This window comes from Clostridium sp. D5 (assembly GCF_000190355.1).
Taxonomy (GTDB): Bacteria; Bacillota; Clostridia; order Lachnospirales; family Lachnospiraceae; genus Faecalicatena; species Faecalicatena fissicatena_A.
In genome coordinates, this window is the sequence record NZ_GL870812.1 from 357,118 (window position 1) to 381,291 (window position 24,174).

Annotated in this window: 20 protein-coding genes and 1 pseudogene; 17 read left to right on the forward strand and 4 right to left on the reverse strand. The window is 43.5% G+C overall.

Going from position 1 to position 24,174, the window contains the following annotated elements; all coding sequences use genetic code 11:
• Nucleotides 1-339 precede the first annotated feature (339 nt).
• The 6 genes from HMPREF0240_RS24355 (at nucleotide 340) to HMPREF0240_RS11745 (ending at nucleotide 3,771) form a co-directional block, all read left to right on the forward strand.
• A complete protein-coding gene (locus HMPREF0240_RS24355) occupies nucleotides 340-516 on the forward strand; it encodes a hypothetical protein (RefSeq protein ID WP_009003624.1) in 177 nt (58 codons plus the stop codon).
• An 84-nt stretch (nucleotides 517-600) separates the two neighbouring features.
• Nucleotides 601-897, forward strand: a complete 297-nt coding sequence (locus HMPREF0240_RS11730) for a helix-turn-helix transcriptional regulator (protein WP_009003625.1) — start codon at nucleotides 601-603, stop codon at nucleotides 895-897.
• On the forward strand, nucleotides 894-1,826 hold the full coding sequence (locus tag HMPREF0240_RS11735; protein ID WP_009003626.1) for a reverse transcriptase family protein: 933 nt from the start codon (nucleotides 894-896) through the stop codon (nucleotides 1,824-1,826). Before HMPREF0240_RS11730 ends, HMPREF0240_RS11735 begins: the two co-directional genes overlap by 4 nt.
• A 123-nt stretch (nucleotides 1,827-1,949) precedes the next feature.
• Entirely contained in the window at nucleotides 1,950-2,717 is a 768-nt protein-coding gene (locus tag HMPREF0240_RS11740; RefSeq protein WP_009003627.1) for a hypothetical protein, read from the forward strand.
• Between the two features lie 184 nt (nucleotides 2,718-2,901).
• A complete protein-coding gene (locus tag HMPREF0240_RS25320) occupies nucleotides 2,902-3,078 on the forward strand; it encodes a hypothetical protein (protein WP_347462587.1) in 177 nt (58 codons plus the stop codon).
• Nucleotides 3,079-3,159: 81 nt separating this feature from the next.
• On the forward strand, nucleotides 3,160-3,771 hold the full coding sequence (locus tag HMPREF0240_RS11745) for a KilA-N domain-containing protein (RefSeq protein ID WP_347462588.1): 612 nt from the start codon (nucleotides 3,160-3,162) through the stop codon (nucleotides 3,769-3,771).
• 303 nt (nucleotides 3,772-4,074) lie between these two features.
• Here the strand turns inward: HMPREF0240_RS11745 and HMPREF0240_RS11750 are convergent, their stop codons facing one another.
• Nucleotides 4,075-5,094, reverse strand: a complete 1,020-nt coding sequence (locus HMPREF0240_RS11750) for a hypothetical protein (protein ID WP_009003628.1) — start codon at nucleotides 5,092-5,094, stop codon at nucleotides 4,075-4,077.
• A 197-nt stretch (nucleotides 5,095-5,291) separates the two neighbouring features.
• On the opposite strand from HMPREF0240_RS11750, the gene HMPREF0240_RS11755 reads away from it, so the two are divergent.
• The 5 genes and pseudogenes from HMPREF0240_RS11755 (at nucleotide 5,292) to HMPREF0240_RS11775 (ending at nucleotide 12,241) form a co-directional block, all read left to right on the forward strand.
• Complete coding sequence (locus HMPREF0240_RS11755; protein WP_050794536.1) at nucleotides 5,292-7,157, forward strand: glycosyltransferase; 1,866 nt, start codon at nucleotides 5,292-5,294, stop codon at nucleotides 7,155-7,157.
• 148 nt (nucleotides 7,158-7,305) lie between these two features.
• On the forward strand, nucleotides 7,306-7,986 hold the full coding sequence (locus HMPREF0240_RS11760) for a response regulator transcription factor (protein ID WP_035313159.1): 681 nt from the start codon (nucleotides 7,306-7,308) through the stop codon (nucleotides 7,984-7,986).
• Nucleotides 7,987-7,989: 3 nt separating this feature from the next.
• Nucleotides 7,990-8,838, forward strand: coding sequence for a HAMP domain-containing sensor histidine kinase (locus HMPREF0240_RS11765; RefSeq protein ID WP_009003631.1), 849 nt, complete (start codon nucleotides 7,990-7,992; stop codon nucleotides 8,836-8,838).
• 98 nt (nucleotides 8,839-8,936) lie between these two features.
• A pseudogene (locus HMPREF0240_RS11770) lies at nucleotides 8,937-9,624 on the forward strand (ABC transporter ATP-binding protein).
• Complete coding sequence (locus HMPREF0240_RS11775) at nucleotides 9,617-12,241, forward strand: FtsX-like permease family protein (protein WP_009003634.1); 2,625 nt, start codon at nucleotides 9,617-9,619, stop codon at nucleotides 12,239-12,241. Before HMPREF0240_RS11770 ends, HMPREF0240_RS11775 begins: the two are co-directional and overlap by 8 nt.
• Before the next feature lie 46 nt (nucleotides 12,242-12,287).
• Here the strand turns inward: HMPREF0240_RS11775 and HMPREF0240_RS11780 are convergent, their stop codons facing one another.
• The 3 genes from HMPREF0240_RS11780 to HMPREF0240_RS11790 all read right to left on the reverse strand — a co-directional run bounded on the left by HMPREF0240_RS11780 (nucleotide 12,288) and on the right by HMPREF0240_RS11790 (nucleotide 15,377).
• A complete protein-coding gene (locus HMPREF0240_RS11780) occupies nucleotides 12,288-13,508 on the reverse strand; it encodes a cation:proton antiporter (RefSeq protein WP_009003635.1) in 1,221 nt (406 codons plus the stop codon).
• Nucleotides 13,505-14,116, reverse strand: coding sequence for a TetR/AcrR family transcriptional regulator (locus tag HMPREF0240_RS11785; RefSeq protein WP_009003636.1), 612 nt, complete (start codon nucleotides 14,114-14,116; stop codon nucleotides 13,505-13,507). The genes HMPREF0240_RS11780 and HMPREF0240_RS11785 overlap by 4 nt, the downstream gene beginning before the upstream one ends.
• Nucleotides 14,117-14,495: 379 nt before the next feature.
• Nucleotides 14,496-15,377 (reverse strand): AraC family transcriptional regulator, encoded by an 882-nt coding sequence (locus tag HMPREF0240_RS11790; RefSeq protein ID WP_035313160.1) that lies wholly within the window; start codon nucleotides 15,375-15,377, stop codon nucleotides 14,496-14,498.
• 276 nt (nucleotides 15,378-15,653) lie between these two features.
• Between HMPREF0240_RS11790 and HMPREF0240_RS11795 the strand changes: the two genes are divergently transcribed.
• From HMPREF0240_RS11795 to asnB, 6 genes are all read left to right on the forward strand, one after another.
• Complete coding sequence (locus HMPREF0240_RS11795; RefSeq protein ID WP_009003639.1) at nucleotides 15,654-16,808, forward strand: methylthiol--coenzyme M methyltransferase; 1,155 nt, start codon at nucleotides 15,654-15,656, stop codon at nucleotides 16,806-16,808.
• A gap of 212 nt (nucleotides 16,809-17,020) precedes the next feature.
• Nucleotides 17,021-17,686, forward strand: a complete 666-nt coding sequence (locus HMPREF0240_RS11800; protein ID WP_009003640.1) for a response regulator transcription factor — start codon at nucleotides 17,021-17,023, stop codon at nucleotides 17,684-17,686.
• A 1-nt stretch (nucleotide 17,687) separates the two neighbouring features.
• Entirely contained in the window at nucleotides 17,688-18,674 is a 987-nt protein-coding gene (locus HMPREF0240_RS11805) for a HAMP domain-containing sensor histidine kinase (RefSeq protein WP_009003641.1), read from the forward strand.
• Nucleotides 18,675-18,775: 101 nt separating this feature from the next.
• Nucleotides 18,776-19,498 carry an ABC transporter ATP-binding protein gene (locus HMPREF0240_RS11810; RefSeq protein ID WP_009003642.1) on the forward strand — a complete coding sequence of 241 codons (723 nt, stop codon included), beginning with the start codon at nucleotides 18,776-18,778 and terminating at the stop codon, nucleotides 19,496-19,498.
• A gap of 3 nt (nucleotides 19,499-19,501) precedes the next feature.
• Nucleotides 19,502-22,348 (forward strand): ABC transporter permease, encoded by a 2,847-nt coding sequence (locus HMPREF0240_RS11815; protein ID WP_035313161.1) that lies wholly within the window; start codon nucleotides 19,502-19,504, stop codon nucleotides 22,346-22,348.
• 89 nt (nucleotides 22,349-22,437) lie between these two features.
• Nucleotides 22,438-23,976 carry an asparagine synthase (glutamine-hydrolyzing) gene (asnB, locus tag HMPREF0240_RS11820; RefSeq protein WP_009003644.1) on the forward strand — a complete coding sequence of 513 codons (1,539 nt, stop codon included), beginning with the start codon at nucleotides 22,438-22,440 and terminating at the stop codon, nucleotides 23,974-23,976.
• The last annotated feature ends 198 nt before the right edge of the window (nucleotides 23,977-24,174 follow it).

A 24,174-nucleotide genomic window follows, 5' to 3' on the forward strand; every position in this document is an offset into this window, starting at 1 on the left:
TATATATGAATCAAAATTCGCAAATAGCGAATTTTGTTCTTGACAGAGAAAAAAAGATTTGGTATTGTATAGATACAGCTAAACAATATGTCATACATATTGAGGTCAAAATCCCATAAAATGGAGTGCGTCAGCACTTGAGGAGTACCAATTGAGTACTCTACAGTTAGGGGCCGGCATGGTACGTAAAGACCCGTGGCACGCCCGCACCGAACGCATCGCCGAGCTCGGGAAGCTCGGCGATGCGCAATGAATTAGATAGGCTGTTCTGTATGCACCATTCTCCTTTCGGGATGGAGGTTAGAAACTATATTACTAACTTCTAAAGGAGATGATTTAATGAAAAAGAAGCTGTTCGTGCAGGATGTTCAGGTAGCGCCTCGTAAACCTAACAAAAAATCTGAAAAGAAGTGGAAAAAGCTGAGAGGAAAAATTTTTAAATTGACCTTTCGTGGTATTGAAGCTTTGTGGATGCTTACGCAGATTGTACAGTATCTATTGCAGATTTTTAAGTAAGAGGAAGGCTACAGAAAGGTCTATCTAATTTTGAGAAATAGTCATTAGACTTAACATATATATTTTGAAGAAAGGGGAAAGAAGATGATAGGTGATGTTTTAAAAAGAACAAGGGCAATTTATGGTTACAAGGCATCTGAAATGAGTGAAATGTTGCAAATATCTAAGAGCTACCTTTCTGAAATTGAAAATAACAAAAAACAACCGTCATTAGATATCCTAAAGAAATATTCTGAAATATATGGGATGAAACTTTCCTCGTTGATATTGTTATCTGAAGAATATGATGAAACTAATAAAGGAAAGAAAAACGATGTTTTCATTAAAAATATGATGGTTCATTTGATTGAGAAAATGACACCTAACATGGAGAAACAATGAGAAAAGAAACCAAGAGATATAATATCACGCAAAGTGCTTTATATAAATGCAGGAGTCCTAAAAAGATAAAAACATTGTTGAGACTAGAGGATACAGAATATAAAAAAATAACAGAAATCGTAGGTTATCATGAGTTTCAAATTGATAAAAAGGACGGAATAGAAAAAAGAGACATAACAGCGCCTAATAGAAGAATAAAGCAGATACAAAGCCGAGTGCTAGAACTGATCCAAAAGGTTGAAAGGCCACAATGGTTGATTTCTGGGGAGAAAGGGAAGTGTTATATTGATAATGGGAAAGCACATATTTCATCAAACTATTTTTTAACTATTGACATTAAAAAGTTCTATGATAATTGTAAAAGAGAATACGTTTATCAATTCTTTAAGAACAAATTACAAATGAGTGGTGATATTGCAGGGATTTGTACAGATATAGTTACTTTCAATCAAGGCATACCAACAGGGTGTCCAACAAGTCAATTGATAGCATATTACGCATACGAGCAAATGTTTGATGAAATTTACCGTTTGGCAGTGGAGCATGGTTGCATATTTACATTATATGTTGATGATATGACGTTTTCTTCTATTAAAGCATTCGATGTTAATAGATTAGTAAAAGAGATTGATTTTAAATTAAGAAAATATGGACATAAGCCTAAATATAAAAAAGTCAAATACTATTCACATGGCAAACCGGTTCCTATAACGGGAGCTATAATTAATGCGAAACATGAAATAAAAGTACCAAATAGTTTGCAGCAAAAAGTATTCGAGGGATTTCAAGAGGTAAAAAAATTGCAAGGACAAGAATTAAGTGGGAATGACCAAAAGAAATTGGATAGATTAAAAGGTCAAATACAGGCATCAAGAAATATTGAAACTAATAAATTCCCAGAAATTAAGAGGCTAGTTAATCAAATATAATATTGTGTAACAAATGATTTGCATATACAATTTTATATGGAGGTAATCTATTAGATTTTGAGAATTACTTTGTGTGAGTGCTGCCAATTATATTCAAAGATAAAATGATGGTGAGGGTAGTGCATGAATTATGAGATTAAGGAATGTATTTGTTGTTGGTATGATTTGTTAGGTTTTGGTTCGCCATTTGTTGAATCAAGCTGGGATTTGGAGAATTCAAGATGTGAAATAAACGTACATCGTATTACGGAGATTAAAGATAGATTTTATGGGGTTTCTGCCTTAGGACTAGGAAAAAGCTTTATTCTAAATGATGGTGTTATAAATACGATGGATATAATGAAGACAGAATCCAACACATTGTTTGAGGTTCGAAAGTTTCTAGGCGGATTAATCAACGATTTTTCTAAAATTAATGCTATTGAAAAAGAGCAGGTATTACCTGGTATTCGAGGGGTAATAACATGTGGTCAACGATATGATTATATAGATAGCGATTATATGTATACGCCATCGACAGGAGAAATTATAACCTATTACCCAAAAGAATTTCAGATGAATACAGCTTTTTCCAAGGCTTATATCATGGAGGGATCAGGAAGTAAATATGGGATTTCAGATTCATTTCTCTATATAGATAAAATTGTTTTTAGCAAAATAAAATGGTTGCTCGATTTAACAAAGGATTATACGGTATTACATGCAGAGGAAATAGCTAATAATGATAGCTATACATTTAATTTGTGTTTGCCAGATAATAAAGTGTTTTTTGGTATGAGGTTTGATGCAATACCAGTACATTATGATAACAAAGGGATAAAAACTGATTTATATCGTTTGAAACATTATGTATGCTGTATCTTTGCTCCTCAAGGAGCGTACCTCAATTAAGTGTTGTGTGGCAACATATTGGCAACAGAAAATTAGTAAGGCAGAATAATTGATGTAATTGAAGTAAAAACTAGCGTGTATTTGCATAAGCATTAAACAAATATAGTTAAGAACAACAAAGAACACGCCGAGTTTGAATAATCCCGGCTGTTAGGTGGTATGAATATGAGAAGGTAAAGTCTATATGAAAAACATGAAAATTGATGCTAATGGAACGGAAATTAGAGTGACTGGCGATGTTATAAACGAGGAAGCCCATATTTCTTTGACTGATATTGCTAAATATAAAAATCCAGACAATGCGTTTATAGTAGTTGCCAATTGGATGCGTAATCAATCCACGATCGCATTTTTGGGTTAGTGGGAGCAGATTCATAATCCGAATTTTAAACCTATCGAATTCGATAGGTTTAAAGCAGAGTCGGGTGATAATGCGTTTACGTTGACACCGAAGCAATGGATAAAAGCAACGGATGCAATAGGTATAGTATCAAAATCGGGGCGGTATGGCGGTACTTATGCTCATACAGACATTGCCTTTGAGTTTGCGTCATGGATTTCCCCTGAATTTAAACTCTATATCATCAAAGACTATCAGAGATTAAAGAAAGACGAAGCGAACAGACTTGCGATTGGTTGGGATGTTAAAAGAGAGCTTTCCAAAATAAACTATCGTATTCATACAGATGCGGTAAAAGAGTTTTTGATAACGCCTACATTATCTCCGCAGGAAATGGCTTATACATATGCATCGGAAGCCGATATTCTCAATATGGCTCTGTTTGGAAAGACAGCGGCTCAATGGAGAAATGAAAAAGGGATAAGTGGAAAAACACCTAATATCAGAGATTTTGCATTAGCAGAGGAATTAGTTGTACTTATTAATCTGGAAGATACGAATGCAGATTTAATAAGACAAGAAGTGCCTAAAATTGAGCGGCTGAAGAAATTAAGAGAAAAAGCATACCGACAGCTTGAAATTCTTAAGAAGAATCAGGAAACTATTGAAACATTAAAACAGAATATTATTAAGGATACAAGCAAAAATGAATAATTTACTGAGAGGATATTTAATCTCGCAAAATCTCGCAATTTATGAAGTTGCATATAGAATATGCTTGTTTCTATAAGGAAAAATTGGTAAAGTAGCTGAACTTTTGAAAATATATGCTTAAATTACGGACCCGTCCCCTGGTTGCAGTTGATTTAAAAAGAATTCGTGATTATATCGCAGCAGATAACTGATAAATCGATTACAACTAACCACCCAACCCGCACCAGAATTTGAATAGTAAAGAGCCCTGGAAATGGTGTATTTATACCGTTTCTGGGGCTTTTGCGTTTGATGTGATACCAGTTATAATTTGGTTTTTCTTAGTACCGCCACATATTTTCTTGCCAAATGTTTATTATGTATGTCTTTAAAGGTCTCGGCTATTTCTTTGGCCTTAACTACAGCATTGAGATCTCTATGTACTCCTATTGCGGTGCTCAACAGTGCCATGGGAGTCAGATTATGGTTAGCAATTTGGTGTATGCCAAAGGCGGTTAAGGAAATTGATCCCAACATATTAAAACTCTGTTGACAAAATCGCACAAATTCCTTTTGATAACTTAGTAAGTCTTCTAAAGAGTACCCATCATCCTTCTGTTCTTTTGCTTCAATTAAGTTTTTGATTTCATTTGTATAAGCGGTGCGTAGTTGTCTGAATTCCTTGGAAGATCTCAGATCGATAAACTTATTAATAGAGATTTTCCTAATATCATTTGGAAGATTCAGTTCTATATTATTTACAGCATATTTTAGTTCTTTACCAGCGGCTTTACTTAACAGTGTATTATTACCAAGAATGATACTGTTATATTTAGAAATATCGGTTATTGCTTCCATTTGATTTGCTTCAGAAATTACTTCTGCCAAAAAGCTCATATATACAAAAGCTAAGTCTTCATTGATTTTTATGCCCTCATCACAGCAGTGAGCAATTCCTTCATCTATACAATAATAATAAAAAGCGTTTGAAAACTTGCCGTAGTATAAAACATAATCTTGTTGCGATTCATTTTTCCATTTGTCGATCAAAAAATCTGCACGTCTATAGCTGGATTTAAATTGACCGGCAAATATTTTGGGATTTTTTAAATAGTTATCAAAATACTCCATTGCTTTTAATGAAGCGATATTGCCTTCTTTATAATCAGGGCAATATTCCCTTATTAAATCAGTTGAATCCATTATCCTGAGAGTCAGAGAATCAAGGTAATGCTCTCTCCCATATGGTATCATTGGGATAATAGGACGCAAATCATCCAAATATAGAAGGGCAAACTTCAACCAGTTTATATCTTTTACCTCAAATCCGGGATAATACAACATATATGTCACTCCTTATCGTTCGCTTTCAATTCCAGGTTAGTTTTTGGGCTGTGATTAAGAGGGACAGTGTTTCTCCCAATCATCACATTTTCTGATGGCAAATCTGACATCTTAATAATAACACCATTTCATACTTTTTAACAGGCAGGATATACTACCTTTTATACGTTAAATATAACCTGGCGGAGGTCTTTAACATGTACACGATTATAATGATTACTGCTCTGTTGATTCTCTATTTATGTATGGGAAACAGGAAACAAAGAAAAGGGCTTTTTATCTCCGTTAATATCTTGGCAGGCACCTGTTATCTTTTATGGCGTTTTACCACAATTCCGGAGGATAATGTAACGGGTATCATCTTGGGCATTCTCCTTCTGGCCGCCGAGATTTTGGGGTTTATTCAGTTTGCCTTTACACAATATCTGTTTTTTAGGAAGAACAAGCTGCCGGACCATGCTCTGACCGATTATGGAAACAATCTCCCCTCAGTAGATGTGCTGATCTGTACTTATAATGAACCTCTTACGCTTCTTGAAAAGACAATTATCGCCGCTAAAAGGCTTAGATATGACAAATCACGGCTTAGGATCTATGTCTGTGATGACGGAAGGCGGGATGATCTGCAAAAGATGTGCTGTGAGTATGAGGTTGGTTATTTTACAAGAGAAAACCGGAATGGTGCTAAAGCAGGCAATCTGAACAATGCCCTCATGCATACTAATGGGGAACTCTTTGCCGTACTGGATGCGGATATGGTCTGCACTCCCGGATTTTTAGAGCGGACAGCCGGTTATTTCATAGATGAAAATACTGCCTTCGTTCAGACACCCCAGGTCTATTATAATAAAGATATGTACCAGCAAAATCTAAAAAAAGAGATTCCAAATGAGCAGGACTTTTTTATGCGTGATATCCAGGATGGGCTTGCCTCCATCAATGCCGTTCTGCATGTTGGTACAAATGCACTCTTTCGCCGGAGCGCCGCCAAAGCTGCCGGATATTATCCAACAAACGCCATCACCGAGGATATGGCTATGGGCATGAACCTGCAGTCCATAGGATATAAAGGGATATTTGTAAATGAAATGCTGGTATTCGGCCTGTCTGCCGATACTTATGTCGACCTGGCCAAACAGCGTGACCGCTGGTGCAGGGGAAATTTGCAGGTTGCCCGTCATTTCCGGCCATTTTTCGAAGGAGGGCTTGACATCCGGCAGAAGTTTGCATACTTGAACGGCTTCCTGTACTGGTTTACTTCCATTCAGAAAATGATATATCTTTTTTGTCCTCTCTGGTTTCTTTTTACCTCACAGAGAAGTATTGATGCATCATTCGACCAGCTCTATGCCATGTTCATTCCTTATTATTTAGGGATTTTACTGGCTTTCTGGTCACTGGTACCCAACACCCGAAGTCTTAAGTGGGCACATATCTATGATCTGGCGATGGCTCCCCACATATCGATGTCCATTTTAAAAGAACTTTTCCATCAGAAGAAGGAATTTATTGTGACGCCTAAACACGCCGGCAGGGAAAAGTCTTATTTTCAACTCGGCATTGTAATCCCTCACATTTTATTCATATTTTTTACAATCATCGCGTGGCTGTGCGGATTCCTTTACTTGAAATCCGGCCAGATCGGTCCGGGAGCATATGCTGTTAATATGGTCTGGAGCATTTATAACTTAGCGGGACTCTTGATCTGTGTACGGGCTGCCTATCATGTCTCAGGAATTGAACCCGAACCATATGGCGTGATCCCTGGAGGTAAAGTTGCGGTGATATCTTTTAAAGGTGAAAAATATCCTTGTGTAATTAAAAAGATATCTAAAGTAAGCTTATGGCTGAATCTTTCTGATTCAGTTCCGTTTACAGTTCATTCAAAGGTCCGCCTTGATTTTGTCCAGAATAAACTTCACTGTAAGATAAAATGTCCTGTGCATGCCGTAACAGACCACGGATTAGAATTATGTCTGGATTCCCTGTCTGTCCGGGAAAAAGAATGGCTGTATGGGATATGGGTAGACCGGCTTGGTCCATATTATCATATAGAACGTTAGAACAGATCATTTTAATAAAGGTGGATTGCATCGGATGGACCGTTGAATTCTTACCGAACCCATAATATAATATTTCAATAGAGGAACCGTAAACCAGTTCGCATGTTATAAAATCAGATCGAAAACCGAACTTATGAAAGGACACATTATGGGAAAAGTAATTTTAATTATAGAAGACGACAAGGGCCTGAACCAGGGCGTTGCACTGGCTTTAAGGAGGCCGGACTGGCAGTTCCTGAAAGCCTTTTCTTTGAAAGAAGGGATGAAATACTGGGAGTCAACAGATGTGGACATGGTGCTTCTGGACATCAATCTTCCGGATGGAAGCGGCTATGATTTTCTTGGACATGTACGGCTGACTTCCCGTGTCCCGGTCATCATGCTTACGGCCAACGATATGGAGATTGACGAGGTCCGGGGCATAGAGATGGGTGCCGATGATTACATTACAAAGCCGTTCAGCCTGATGGTCTTAAGGGCCCGTGTGGAACGGCTGTTTTCGCGTCTGGAAAATGAAACAGGAGGCAGTTACCAAAAGGGCGGTTATTCTTTTGTATTTGACCGGCAGGAGTTTGAAGTCCTGGGAAAACAGATCGAGCTGAGCCGTACAGAGCAGAAGCTTCTCCGCATGTTTATATCACATCCGGGGCAGACGCTGACAAGGGAGATTCTAAACGAAGGAATTTGGCAGGAGGGATCTGATTACATCGATGAGAATGCCTTGTCGGTTGCCGTAGGCAGGCTTAGGAAAAAGCTGCAGCTGAACGGGAAAGAAAGCCCAATCAGAACTGTCTACGGGATCGGGTATGTGTGGGAAAAAGGGGAGTAGATTATGGGCATAGTGAGGACAAATAAAACGATGAAACGCCTGGAACAGATGCTTGATGATGCCATTGAGGGTCATTTTCAGGAAGATAATTATGATGAGACGGAGCTTTCAAGGCTGGAATCCAGATGGAAACAATACCTTTCCTCCTCCAGGCTGTCGGTTGAGGCGGCACGCAGAGAACGGTCGGAGATCAAGGCAATTCTTTCAGATATTTCCCATCAGACAAAGACCCCGCTTGCTAACATCATCCTATACAGCGAGCTTTTAAAAGAACAGCCTCTTACACCGGAAGGGGAGGTCATTGCAGAACAGCTTCACACCCAGGCCGAAAAGCTGGAATTCCTGATCAAAGCACTGGTTAAGATGTCCCGGCTTGAGAGTGATATTCTGGAAGTTGTTCCGAGGAAACAACCGCTCAGGCCTCTTGTTGTAAACGCAGTTAAGGACGCAAAGGCCCGCGCCGAAGAGAAATCTATTGCAATCCTGGAACCTGATTTTAACGGCATTGAGGCGGTTTTTGATCTGAAATGGACGGAAGAAGCGCTTTTCAATATCCTGGACAATGGGATAAAATATTCCCCAAAAAACAGCACAATAACGGTATCTGTAAAGGATTATCCGATGTACGTATGTATTGGAGTCGCCGATGAAGGCCCTGGTATTCCCGAGGAGGAGCGGAACCGGATATATGGAAGATTCTACAGGAGCGCTGGCAACCAGCAGGAAGAAGGAGTCGGTATCGGCCTTTACCTGGCGAGGGAAATTGTGAGAAAAAACGATGGATATATCAAAGCAGGGCCGGGTACTGAGAAGGGATCACTTTTTGAAATCTATTTGGGGAAGGGAGTTTAAGATTTGTCTTAAAATCTATCAAAACTGTTAGGATTCGGACAGAATGTGGTAAGGATTGACCCGTAATATAGAGGATATAAAAGTAAGGAGGATGACAAATGGCTGTATTAAAGACAGAGAATCTGAAAAAATATTATGGGAAAGACGCAATCCTTGTAAAAGCCCTGGACGGGGTAGACCTTAGTGTAGAGAAAGGGGAATTCCTATCGATCGGTAGGGACCAGCGGGTCCGGCAAATCTACGCTCCTGCATATGCTGGGGGGACTTGACCGGCCTACGGAAGGGACGGTATATGTGGACGGAAAAGATATTTTCGCCCTGAAGGACGAGGAACTGACAATTTTCCGCAGGCGCAAGATCGGGTTTATATTCCAGAGCTTTAACCTTGTCCCTGTACTGAATGTGTACGAGAATATCGTCCTTCCCATTGAACTGGACGGCAACCCGGTTGACAAGGCGTTCGTAAAAGAAGTCATTAAAACACTGGGACTTAGCGAAAAGACCTATAGTCTGCCATCACAGCTTTCTGGAGGACAGCAGCAAAGGGTGGCCATTGCAAGGGCGCTGGCATCAAAGCCAGCCATTATCCTGGCGGATGAGCCTACGGGGAATCTGGATTCTGCCACAAGCCAGGATGTGTTAAGCCTGATGAAGATTACAAGCCAGCGGTACGGGCAGACCATGGTAATGATTACCCACAATGAGGGGATTGCCCAGCTCTCAGACAGAATTGTACGGATTGAGGACGGAAAGGTGAGGGGCAAAGGCGGTGAAAGCCATGCGTAAGGTGAAGAATAAAGAGGTGATCCGCCGCCTTTCAGACAAAAGTTTTAGACTAAATAGAACAAGGAATCTGATAGCCGTGGTTGCAATTGCACTGACATCAATGTTGTTTTCGGCATTGTTTTCGGTAGGCATTGGGACCGTATATACCCTCCAGAGACAGACGGCACGGCAGTCCGGCGGCGATGCACACGGGGTATTCAAAGAGCTGACACAGGAGGCGTATGAGAAGCTTAAAGTACATCCGCTGATTAAAGAGAGCATGCCATGCCGGCTTGTGGCGGATTATGTCCGGAATCCGGAATTTTTAAAGCGCCATGCCGAGGCCTGGTACTATCCGGAAAAAGCCTACCCGCACTGTTTTATAGACATCATAGAGGGAAAAGCACCGAAAGCGGCAGACGAAATCCTGCTGGATGAGACCTCTATGGAGCTTTTGGGACTTCCGAAAGAGCCGGGACAGAAAGTCACTCTGGATCTGCAGCTGTACAGTTATGATGAAACCATAACAGAGCGTACATTTACGGTGTCAGGGATTATAAAATCAGATCCGGCACTGGATGTGGGATTTGCCCTGGTATCCGAAGCCTACGCGGATAAATATGCACAGGAGCTTGCGTATAAGGGACAAGATGACACTGGCTCCACGATAGGTGCTATCCGGATGGATGTTATATTTTCCAATAGCTTAGGTATCCAGAAAAAGCTGGATCAAGTGCTGACAGAAAGTGGATTCTCAACGGAATCGGGCGATGATAATTATATAGCCAGCAATGCCAACTGGGCATATGTTTCTGACGGGGCAGACACAGACCCCACCACCGTGGGCGCTGTTGCGGGAGCTCTTGTGCTGATCCTGATTACCGGCTACCTGATTATATATAATATATTCCGCATTTCAATCATGAAAGATATCCGCTACTACGGACTGCTTAAAACAATCGGGACGACAGGGCGTCAGATTAAGAAGATTATCCGCAGGCAGGCGTTGAAACTCTCTGTCATAGGGATCCCCATCGGACTTTTGGCCGGTTTTTTCGTGGGAAAAGCGCTGCTGCCCGCTATTTTGAATTCTACGGGGACAGTAGCACCGGCAGAGACCCAGATTCCGGTAAGCCCGGTTATTTTTATCGGCGCTGCGGTATTTTCATTGATCACAGTATTCATATCTACCGGGCATCCGGCAAGAATGGCGGCAAAGGTTTCTCCTATTGAGGCGCTGCGTTTTACGGAAGGGATGAAGGCAAAGAAGAAAGGGAAGCGTTCTTCCGGCGGTGGGAAGATCTGGCGGATGGCACTTTCAAATTTGGGAAGAAGTAAAGGGAAAACAGCCATAATCATTGTATCCTTATCACTGGCGGTCGTGCTTTTAAACAGTGTCTTCACGGTCACGAATTCTTTTGACATGGATATGTTTCTGAGAAGCTTTACGAGTTCCGATTTTTTAATTGCCAATGCAAAATATTTTAATACAGAACATTATCATGGAGGCTCAGAAGAATTGGCTGCAGAGGAAAGCCTTACGGAATCCTTTATAGAGGCATGCCAGGACATTGACGGGTTTGAGGAGGGCGGACGAATCTATGCTGCCAATGGAAAAGTAGGGGTTAAGAAAGAGGGGCTAACCATTCCTTCGGGATATGACGTGAATGAGTCAGGGGAAGTTGGAGAGCACTATGGGAAACATTTCATTCCAATTCCGCAGATGGAGAACGGGGATTATGCATCCATGTTTTACGGTGTGGAGGACTTTATTCTGGATGAAATGAAAGTGTGGAAGGGCGAGAGCGACGTGGATACGATACGGCAAAAACTTGCCACAGGAGATTACATCATCTATTCTACATTAATTGGTGATAAAGGGGAAGTGTATGAGGATAAAGTCATGCACGAGCCGGGAGATAAGATCACACTCTCGTATACGGATAGAAATGGAGAATATAAGGAGAAGGAGGTCACGGTTCTGTCGGTCATTAAAGATGATTACTGGAACCTTACCAACCGGCTCAGCGCTGAATTTAAGTATTATGCAAGTGCGGACTTCTTTAAAGAAATACTGTCTGATCAGTTTCTTATGAGCTGCTCCTTTAACGTGGAGGAGGGAAAAGACCGGGATGTGGACGCCTGGCTGGAGAGCTATACCGAAAGCCGTGAACCGCTTATGGATTATTCGTCAAAACTGCAGTATGAAGAACAATTCTCATCCATAACAGGAATGTTCCTGATGGTGGGAGGGTCCCTCGCATTTGTAATTGGATTTATTGGGATACTTAACTTCATTAACTCCATACTGACGGGAATTATTTCAAGGCAGAGGGAGTTTGCCATGATGCAGGCAATCGGTATGACGAGGCGGCAGCTGACAAAACTGGTGATCGCGGAAGGGCTTTATTATGCACTTCTTACCATTGTATTTTCGCTGGCAGCGGGATGTATGCTCTCATTGACTATTGTCAGGAAGCTGTCGGAAGGAATGTGGTTTATGAAGTATGAATTTCTCATTACCCCGATGCTGATTGTATTCCCGGTTCTGATATTACTTGGAGTACTGGTGCCGTATCTGGCATTCCGGTTTGGAAATTCTGGCAGTGTAGTGGAAGAATTACAGAAAGTGGATTAGGATATTTATGATTAGGGGGGACTTGAATGATCAAGTCCCCCTCTAATCATGCCTTCTTAATTTCCCCCGCAAGCTGAAACCCTTTCTTAGCAGCTACAACCGCAATAAATTCATTAATTACCGCAGCGGCAGCGACTGTCCCCTGCACGATCTGCGCAAGCCCTGGCTCCGCAGGAGCAAGAACCGTACAGATAATCCCTGTAAAAACAAGCGAAACTCCGGAATGGGGCAGCAGTGTCAAGCCGAGATATTTTTTCACGGTATCGGGCATTTTGGTTGCTTTAGCACCCAGTCTTGCGCCAAAATACTTGCCGAAAGCCCTTGACGCAATATAGATAAAAGTATAGAGCCCTGCGCCGAGAATCAGATGGTAATCAAGAGGAGCACCTAAATCCACAATGGCGGCGAGCAGCGACACAGCGAGGATTGGTGCAAACCAATTGTTTATACTATCTAACCGGTCTTCATCTACCATATTTGTAAATGTGGCAGAGAACGAAACACCCATGAGCATATAGTTCAGGGTAATACCGGAAAGCGCTTTGGTGTTCAGCAGCCATCCAATCAATACTGTCAGGGTTATTCCTGCAAGCAGTACAATAAGCGTTTTTCCCTTAGCATTCATCCGCTTCAGCAGGAGCCCAGCAGGAAATCCGACCACAGCACCTATGAGAATGGGCAGAAATATCATAACAGGTATCATATACAGCGGCACAGCGCCGCCGGATACTGACCGCGCCACGAAGGAATTGACTGTGAAAAAAACAATGATACCCACAATATCATCTAGAACGGCCATCGGCAGTAATGTATCGGTCACGGGGCCCTTTGCATGAAACTCATTGACAATAGATAACGCAGGTGCAGGAGCCGTAGCAAGAGCTATTCCGCCGAGTACAAATGCGAGATAAACAGGGATACCTGAAACCGTAAATACCACACCAAAAGCAATACTGACAACAAGAAAAGTTCCGAGTGATTGTGTGAGCGTTGTTATTACCAGGGCTTTCCCAAAGTTTTTAAGTTTCTTCCAGCTTAATTCCGTGCCGAGCATTAATCCAAATGCACACTGCATCCACATAATGATGATTTTGTACCACTGTGAATCCATTACGATCTGCGGCATTAGATTGACGGAATGAGGACCGAATATCATTCCAACAATCAGCCATCCCAGAATGGAAGGCATTTTGATTTTTGTCATCAATTTTCCGGCAAAAAATGCAAGAATAAGGGTAGCGATCCATTGTATAAGATTTATAATCATTTTTCATCGTCTCCTTTTGCAATTCCATAGAGCATAAAGTTAAATAGTTTCGGAATGTTAGTTTCGTGAATTTTCACTTTTTCATCTAATGCAATATTTTGATATGCAGGGCTGCTGAAATACCCGTTGAACATTGTCTGCACCTGGCGAAAATATGACATCGCATCCTCCATTGTCACATTTTTTCTCAACGTTAGTTTCTTAATCGTATTGCGGTATATGCGTTCATTTAACGCGTCAAATTCCCGCATTGCTTCTTGTATCTCGATCTGCAGCTGGGGCTGAGGATTCAAAAGCGATTCAAACAGGATATGTGCTTCATTTGGGTACTCCATAAAAAAGTCCATACGAATTTTCATGTACTGCATCATATCATTTGAGCAATTTTTTGATTCAACATATACAACCAGCTTATCGCAGCTTATTTTAAGACAAGACAGATAAAGATCATTTTTGTCTTTGAAATTGTGATAAATAAGTCCTTTATTGATACCGGTTTTGCATATATTGTTCACGGTACCGCCAGTATATCCATTCATACCAAATTCCACCATAGCGGCATCGAGTATTTTAGCTACTGTAAGTTCTGATTTTTCGCTGCGTTTCATAAAATACCTCCCAAATCATATTAACAACTGAGTGTAATCATAACACAAATTGACCGAGTGGTCAATTTATATACTCGATTTATTTCAGATTTTTTAATTCCCTGCGCAGAACGATGCCAGGAATCAGCGGATATATAGTATAGCAGTATTTCTATACCTGATAGAGTACTATTCCGAGGTGGTTTTTTTGTTGACAAACATGTAATTCTAACTTTGTATTTAGGATTGATCTGGCCGATGAGTTGGATTTTGTACTGATTTCCATGTCCGAGGGGCAGAAAATGCAGCGCTACAGCGAAGTACCTAACGATATCATGGAATGCATATACCGTGACCGTATGGATAAAGAGTCTATAGTTTCGAAGATTTTGGGCGCGTGTCAAGGCTCCATGCTGCATTCTTTTGTCTGTCGGCGGAACACGGAGGGGGTCTGACCGGTATATTGTTTGAATACACCGGAAAAATGCTGGCTGGAAGAGTAGCCGAGGAAGTGCGAAATATCGGTGATCGACATTTCGGAATCCGCAAGCAGCTCCTGGGCTTTGGCAATTTTCAGGCGCTGCAGGTAGTCATAGGGTGAAAACCCTGTGCTCATCCGGAATTTCCGTTGAAAGTGGGGCAGCGACAGATGAATCAGACTGGCCAGTGATTCTGAACGGCAGCTCTCCGTGAGATGTGCGCTCATATAGTCGATGACAGTCCTGATATCCTCTGGGAGCGTGTCGGTTCGTGTGTTCTCCTCCTGCATTAACCTGGTTAAGTGATAAAAAAGTTCGGTCAAAAGACTGATTGTCCTCGCGCGGCAAAAGGGAGAGGGGGTTGTGCTGATGGATAACAGCTCATCCATCAGTTTCTTCAAATGGGGAATACCACGGAATAACCGTGTCTGGATTGAGTAAAGTGTGTCGCGTATACAATCGGATGCTGCATCGTCCAGGCCGAGGAAATTTTGGGTGTCGGGCATGCAGGAAAAGAGGATATAGTAGAATTTTGATTTTTCTTCTGTCCATAAGCCGGTACTGTGCAGTTCATTGGGCATGGCGACAAAAATATCGCCGCTGTGCACATCATACAGGCGGCCTCCCAGCTCATAGTGCTGACGGCCTTCGAAGTGGTAGCACAGTTCAAAACAGTCCTTATGCAGGTGCGGCTCCAGCGGAGCGTTATCGGATCCGCGGAATTCCACGCGGGACAGGAGTTGAAGGTTGGGGATCGCCAACCCGGAAAAATCTGTGGTTATTCGAACATTTTGAGAATTCATTTGGATCACCTCCGGAAAGATTGCAGTAGTGCGTAGAGATTGGCTTATATACGCCGCGGAGCCTGCAGGGCATGTATTACGGAGTGCCCTGTGGAATATGTTTTCACTGTATCATGGTAGAGAAAAAATGTCAATTTGGCCTGCGAAATGTATGGATGGTCTAATGTGGAAGGCCGAAAGGACGTATAGAATCGGAGTATGATTATATCCTGAAAGACAGGCTGCGGATTCGAATATACACTGGTAGTATAAAGTGTAGAAAAGGAGCGTGTTACTATGAATTATGAGAGACATAATGATGAAGTCCGCAGGCTTTTGCAGCAGGCGGAAGAAAGAAAATGTGAGCGTATCATGATGGAGCTTTCGATGAATCCACGTATGATCATCTCTGACCCAAAGCTGAATCTGCGGCGGATAACGTTTGAGGAATACATGCAGAATCCGCAAACTATGCTGGAGATCCAATGTCAGTTTCAGGAATACTGTGCGGAATCGCTCATCAGCGACCGCATCATGGGATTTGAGAATCTGCAGGAGATTACGCCGTACCCGGATTTCCAGAATGTACTGGAAGCAGCCAGCCTGGGCTGCGAAGTCGCGTTCCACGGGTGCAATGAGCCGGGAACAAAAGTGTGTGCGGATGAAACGACAAAGTATGATCTGCTGAAAAATACGGATCCCCTGACGGATCCTCTCGGCGGAATCGTGAGTACACTTCTGTCTCACTATGAGTTTCTTCTAAAAAAACAGAAGGAAGGGTTCACATACAAGGGGAAACCGCTGGGGAAACCGGGAATGTCGGGAATGGGAACGGACGGCCCCTTCACCATCGCCTGCAGCCTGATCGGTGCAACACAGGCCTGTATGGATCTCTATGTAGATCAGGATTACATGATGGAGCTGCTGGACTATATTACGGAAGTTGTGATTGCAAGGAACAAGGCGCTGCGCCGTTATTATGGTCAGCCGGAAAAATCAAAATCCTTTGGGTTTGCTGATGACAGCATCGCCCTGCTGTCCCTGGACACCTATACAGAACTGATTCTGCCGTTCCACAAAAAAATAGTGAGGGAACTGTCTACAGGGGAGGAGCCGGGATGGATTCACCTCTGCGGGGATGCTTCCCGATTTTTCCCCACTCTGGTTAAGGAGTTGAACGCCGGTACATTCGATACGGGATTTCCAATTGATCATGGAAAGGTGGTTCGAGAACTTGGACCTGATATAACGGTTAAGGGGGGCGTGCATGTCGAAACGCTGCGCACTGGTACGGCTGAGGAGATCGCCAATGCGGTGAAATTGATTCTGGATGCTGTCAAACCCTTTACTCGAAAATTTATTATCAAGGAGGCAAACAATCTATCGCCGGGAACACCACCGGAGAATCTGCTTGCAATGCATGAGGCAGTGCGGCTATATGGGCGGATCTAGTTGCCGAGTCTTGGCGATGGAGGGGGACGCTGAAAAACCGGGAAGCCAGTCCCAGGCCGGGAGCTGGCTTCCCGGTTTTTCAGCTGCCTAAAGTTTGTTAACTGGAAAAACTCGTTTTTAATTTACTGATGTTCATGGTAGAATAAATGTTAATAACTCAGACTTGTCTGAACTGTTACAACAAGTGAAAAAGACATATCAGGAGAAGTACTATGAAGATTGGAATTATTGAAGACGATAAATTATTGAATCAGGCACTGGATATTGCCCTGCAAAATGCGGGGTATGATACCATTTGTGTTCATACAAAGAAGGAGGCACTGACTCTGCTCGGGAATGGGGAGGACCTGCTTCTTGTTGACATTGGACTTCCGGACGGAGACGGCCTCAGATTGTATCAGGAGCTTCAAAAGACACGGAATATTCCAGCCATTTTTCTGACTGCCAAGGACGAAGAGCGGGATATGCTGGCGGCATTTGACATGGGGGCGGATGATTATGTGGTAAAGCCATTTTCTATGAAAGTGCTGCTGAAAAGGATCGAGGCGGTATTCAAACGAAGCAGTGAAGATCAGACTCTTTCCTGCAGGGAGATCACTCTGTATCCTTTAAGAAAACAAGTTTTCTTAAAAGGACAGGAGATCACATTGACCGCGAAGGAGTATCAGCTGCTGGAGTATCTGTTGAGGAACCAGGGGCAGGTGCTGACGAAGGAAAATATCCTGGAGCAGATCTGGGGACTGGACGGTCAGTTTGTGGTGGATAATACGGTCAGTGTCACGATTAACCGGCTGAGAAAGAAGATTGAACCGGATGCAAAACAGCCGGAGTATATTAAAAATGTATTTGGGCTTGGATATCGGATTGGAGGCAGATAGCATGTATTTGAAAATGATCATGGCTGTTCTTGCAGGCCTGGTCTTAGGCATCACCGGTATGTACTGCCTTCAGAGACGGCGGCGGGAACAGGAACTGGAGAAGATTATAAGGCTGACCGAAGAGATTCTGAATGAACGGGAAATTAAGGCATCAGCATCCGGGGAAGAGACGATATATGCGAGAATTGAGCATCAGCTGATTCGGGTACAGGAACTGATGCAGGGAAGAAGAGACGAGGCGGAAAGAAGCCGCGATGAGATACAGAAACTGATCTCGGAGATTGCCCATCAGATGCGTACACCTTTGATGAACATGGAAACATATCTCGGGTTTCTGCAGGAAAATCTTGCAGAAGAAAAAGTGGAGGTACTGGAGCATGGTTCAAATTCAGACAAGAGTTTCTCTGGTACAGCACAGTCATTGCAGTATGCAGGCGCGATTGAGAACAGCCAGAAAAAATTATATTTTCTTGTAGAGAGTTTTATTAAAATGTCCCGGCTGGAACACCATATCATTCAGATAAAAAAAGAGGAAAAAGATATATTGAAAACGATGCGGAATTCTCTTGGGCAGATACAAACACAGGCGGAAATGAAAGGGATTCAGTTTGAGATATCTCTATTGGAAAATGCAGTTTTTATGCATGATCCTAACTGGCTTGGCGAGGCCATCTGTAATATTCTGGACAACGCGGTGAAGTATAGTGAGAATGGAGGCAGGGTGGAAGTATCCATGTCTGAGAATACGATGTTCCTCAAGATTCAGGTAAGGGATTACGGAATCGGTATTGAAGCGGGAGAGGAACATCAGATTTTCCAGAGATTTTATCGGGGAAAACGTGTTACAGCCCAGGAAGGATTCGGGATCGGCCTGTATCTGGCACGGGAGATCGTGAACAGACATGGCGGATTTTTAGTGGCAAAGAGAATGCATCCGGGACTGATGCTGGAAGCAAGCTTTCCTTCCGGTCTGTTAGTAGTTTGTTAGATTTACTCCGTATACTTGGCATTATGGCAGTTTATTTTGAACGAAGAATTAGGTCGGTGAGGAATGCAAATTGCCAAATACAGAGCAGGAGAAAAGCACTTATGGAGATTGTAAAGGCCGCTGGCCTGAAAAAATATTATATTACGGATACTTATGAGGTTCACGCACTGGATGGAGTGACTCTTTCGGTGGAAGAGGGTGAATTTCTGGCAATTGTGGGCACCTCGGGAAGCGGTAAGACAACACTTCTGAATCTGCTTGGCGGGTTGGACATGCCTACTGAGGGAGGCGTCTGGATTCGCGGCAACAGCCTGAAGGACATGGAGGATGAGGAACGGACCGTATTCCGCAGGCGCAATATCGGTTTCGTTTTCCAGCAGTACAATCTGGTTCCTGTCCTCAGTGTATATGAAAACATTGTTCTTCCATTACGGCTGGACGGAGCAGAGATAGATCTGGAATTGCTGGAGGGGGTGACCTTACTTCTGGGGATTCGGGAAAAATTGGAACGGCTGCCGCAGACCTTGTCCGGCGGTCAGCAGCAGAGAGTGGCAATTGCCCGGGCTCTTCTGACAAAACCGGCTATTCTGCTGGCTGATGAACCAACAGGAAATTTGGATTCTGCCACCAGTTTAGAGGTCGTGGGATTGTTAAAATCCTGTGCAGAAAAATTCCATCAGACTGTCATCGTAGTAACCCATCAGGAGGAAGTGGCGCAGATGGCGGACCGCATCATCCGGATGGAAGACGGCAGAATCTGCAGCCGGACGGATGGCGGGGGTGACGTGAAAAAAAGCGGCACAACCTGTGGGCAGGAGGGGTAAGTTATGGCAGGAAACGGATTTACCCCGAATAATAACAGACAGGTAATACGAATGCTTTCGAGAGAATTCGGCAAGTCCAATAAAGGCAGAAACCGGATACTCTTTGGAACGGTCATTTTGTGTATTGTCACGCTGACCATGGTATTTGGAATCTCTTTCGGCAAGGTTCAGGCAGAATTTACAAAAGCGGTAAGAGCTGCGGGAACGGCATCATCGGTCTGTGTTGAGGATGCAGACCAGTCACAGTATGGGAAAGTGCGCTCCCTGGGCTATGTGAAGCAGACGGGAAGGTGTGTAACGGCAGGAGAGGCAGCCGCCGGAGGCAAATATATCTGTAAGATACAGGGGTTGGATGATGCGGCGTGGGAGACGATGCGTAAACCGGCCTATACGGATATTAATGGGCATTATCCGGAGAAAAAGCAGGAGATAATGCTTCCGGTCAGGGCTTTAAAAAGCCTGGGGATTGATCATCCAAAGAAAGGAACGAAGATCAGTCTTACGGTAAGTATCGGACTGTTTCGAACGGAGCAGGAAGAGTTCAGCCTCAGCGGCTGGTATACAGACTATGTGGAGGGGGCATCAGATTCTGCAATCGGGTACATATCGGCGGCGAAACTGGAGGACTGGGGATATAATATCCTGGAAGAAGCGGATATTCTGATCTGCCAGTCGGATCAGATGGACTGGCAGGAGACGGAAGAACGGCTGTATCAGGATCTGTCCGGGAAGGAGTCTGAGGCGAAGATTACTGCATCCAACACGTATGCTTATGATGCGGTAAACCGCCTGGCAGGCGGGTATGGTATGGCTGCATTTGGCGCACTGATCATTTTAAGCGGAATGTTTTTTCTGATTCAAAATGTGATGCAGATTTCTATGGCAGGGGACGTTCGCCAGATGGGACTTTTGAATACCATAGGGACGACAAAAAAACAAATTCATAAAATTTATTTCAGACAGATTCTCAGAATACTGATCCCGGGTGTGCTGGCGGGAGCGCTTCTGTCTGCATTTGTTTTGCTGACAGTCATACCGGAAATACTGGGAAATCAGTATCTAAGTGAATATGGAGGCGCAAAAGAACTTAGGATCTTCTGGCCGGAACTTCTGGCAGCTGCCGTTTCATTTGCTGTGATACTTACAATCGGAGCGGCGGAAGGTGTAATTCATCATGTAGTCCGTATATCCTGCGTGGAGAGTGTGCATTATACAGGCCTGGCAAAAAGCAGTCCCAGGCAGGCGAAGCAAAGAGTGCAGGACGCTAAGCACGCACGGGGGAAACATAAGAGAAGTAGAAGAAGTGCCGCGGGAGAGCTGTGGTACATGGCCTGGCAGAATTTGACCAGATATAGGGGGAGATTCCTGCTGACGGTCTTATCTTTGTTTCTCGGCATAGAGACTTTTTTGGGCGCCGTTGTTATAACAGCAGGCAGTGATTATGTCCATGTGATAGAGAAACGTCCGGATTTCCTGATTGCCGGAGAATTCAGTGATTGGGGAAAGGAAGACGGATACGGCAGTGAATATAAATCAAGGGATGCAGGAGAAGATCCGATGGAGACAGAGGGGGAAAGTTTATACTTATTACATGGTAATTCATATGATGAGTTTTCTCCTATATCTTCGGAAGTCAGAGAGAAATTGCTAAGCCTTGATGGTGTGGAGAGGGACAAATCATACGTGATGGAAGGGGCTTACATGGTTTCCACAGTTTCCAGAAAGGGTCTGATGCCGTTCCTGGATAAAAACGATTCCTTTAATGAAAAGGCACAGGTGAAAGAAGGCGTCGGATATAGTGACGAATATTCTATGATTGAAGGCGGGCTAGAGGACGTGGTTCAGATATTGAGTGACGATGAAATCAGCAGTCTGAGGCGGTATGTGGACAATAACAATCTGCCGGTGGATATGGACAGTCTGGAGGATGGCACTGGAGTGATGATTCTGCATGACCATCAGTTGTCGCCGAAACAGGAGAAGCTGGCGGAGGAAAGCGTGGGGGAACCAATGTATTTTACCACCATGCGGTCTAAGGCGGATTGGATGATCTGGAACCGGCTGAGCCCAAAAGAGCGGGATACCGTGATAAATACAGAGGAACTTGCCGGAAAACAGTCGGATACATTCACTCTGAGCGGCTACCTGGATAACCGGGCAGAGGGATTTCCCTATATACGGCAGACCTGGCATGGGGCTGAGGGACTGGTTTATTACCTCATCAGCGAGGATGGTTTTGAGAAGCTTCCTACGGAGAAAAAGACGCTTTATATGGAATTGAATGTGGATCAAAAGAAGGAGCAGGAAATTAAGGCTGAGATTCAGAACACTTTATCCCAGGAGAATCGGAGGCGGAAAAAAATGGCCGGGATCGGGGTGGATGAAGAAACCGGAGAGACCGGAATCTTCTGTATCAGTAAGTCAGACCTGCTTACAGAGGCGGAAAATTATATCCGGGGCAACCGTCTGATTCTTGGGAGCATCAGTGCAGTACTGCTGTTTGCGGGATTGACGAATTATTTTAACGTTATGATTACAGGGATTTTGTCCAGGAAAAAGGAGCTGGAAGTAATGGAAAGCCTGGGGATGACCCAAAGACAGAAACGAAGGCTGCTGGCGGCGGAGGGGCTGTATTACTGTCTGATTGTGGCAGGTTTGATGCTGACGGCGGGGAGTGGAATTCTGCGATTGATTCGTGTATATATGGAGGACAAGCTTTCGTACTTTGTATTCAGTTATCCGGTAGGGTGGTCAATTGCGCTGATTGCAGGATTGGCGGGGATCTGCCTGGTGATACCGGAGGTGATGTACCGCAGGAAGAATTATGGGATTCGTCCAATTTGTTGCTGACTGCATTATATTATGCTAAAATGAAAAAGTTAAGTTAGCTGTAATACTCAAGCAATCACAATAAATTGTTAATACGAGAGGACACACATATGATAAAAATAAAAGAATACAGTGGCCACATCCGGAATTGGGAAGCACTTTGTGAAGAACTGGGGATCAACTCTTCCCTGTCCAGGGAGGAACGCGAGCAGGCAATCTTAGTGAAGGCATACGAAACCTGGGGAAATGAAATGGCAAATCACATGCACGGCATGTTTGCATTTGCACTTTGGGACGATGAGCAGAAGAAATTATTCTGTCTGAGAGATCAGTTTGGAACAAAGCCTTTCTATTATTACGAAACGGCAGATGGAGATCTGCTCTATGGTACATCCATTCGTAAGATTATGGAGCAGCCCGGATTTGTGAAAGAATTGAACGAAGAAATGCTGCAGTTATATCTGACGCTTACATATGTGGCGGGAGAGACTACATTTTTCCGTGGCTTGAAAAAGCTTATGCCTGGGCGTTATCTGACATGGCAGAGGAGGCAATTGCGGATTGAGCGTTACTGGAAGCCTGAATTTCATCCGGATTACAGCAAGTCTCTTGAGGACTGGGCGGATGAGATTCATACAACGCTCGGACAGATTATGACAGAGGTGAAAACTGCGGATGAGACCGCAGAATCTTTCTTATCAGGAGGCGTTGATTCCTCCTACGTGCTGGCAATGTCAGACGCACAGACTGCGGATGCCTGCGGTTATGAGGAGGAGCGGTTTGATGAGTCAAAACTGGCACAGCAGACAGCAGATATTCTGGGACGTAAGACGTTCCGCCGTCTGATTACACCGGAAGAGTATTTTGCGGCAGTGCCCTACGTAATGTATAATATGGAACAGCCTCTGGGGGATGCATCTGCTATCGTTTTCGCGATTGGATGCAAGGCGGCGGCTGAGCACACAAAGATCTGCTACTCAGGAGAAGGCGCGGATGAGTTCTTTGGCGGATATAATATGTACCGCAATGCAGAACGCTATGGAGAGAACCTGAAAACCTTCTATGTGGGCAATACGAATATCATGAAGGAGGATGAAAAACAGCGGATTCTGAAAAAATATGATCCGGATGTTCTTCCAATCGAGCTGGCAGAGAGGATTTATGAGGAAACAGAAGGCCTGGATCCGCTTACGAAGATGTCGGATGTGGATATTCAGATCTGGCTGGAAGGGGATATTTATTTCAATGTCGATAAGATGAGTACAGCGGCAGGTTTAGAGATCAGAATGCCCCTTACGGATACGAGAATTTTTGATATTGCTTCACGGATGCCGTCAGAATATAAGGTGAATGCGGAGCAGAATAAAGTGGCATTCCGAACCGCAGCGGCAAAGGTATTGCCGGAAGAGATTGCTTTCCGCAAGAAATTGGGATTCATCGTGCCTATTCGCATATGGATGGCTGATGATCGATACAATCAGGATGTCCGGGAAAAATTCCACAGCGAGGCTGCATCGAAGTTCTTTCATGTAGATGAGATTCATGAGATTTTCGATGATTATATCGCCGGAAACTCGGATAACTGGAGAAAGATCTGGACGATTTATACTTTTCTTGTATGGTATGAATTGTATTTCGAGAAATGTTAAATATAAAAAGTTTTTTCTAAAAAATGCTTTACGGGGAAACTTTATGGGACCACTGCGAAACAGATGTGAGATCTGTGAAGCAGTGGTCCCATATTTTATGCAGTTTTTCTGCGAACCCGTCAGGCATGAGTTAAGAAGTACACTCGGATATTTTCATATGTCAGGTGAGGTATGGCTGTATTAGGAACCTTGCAGCAC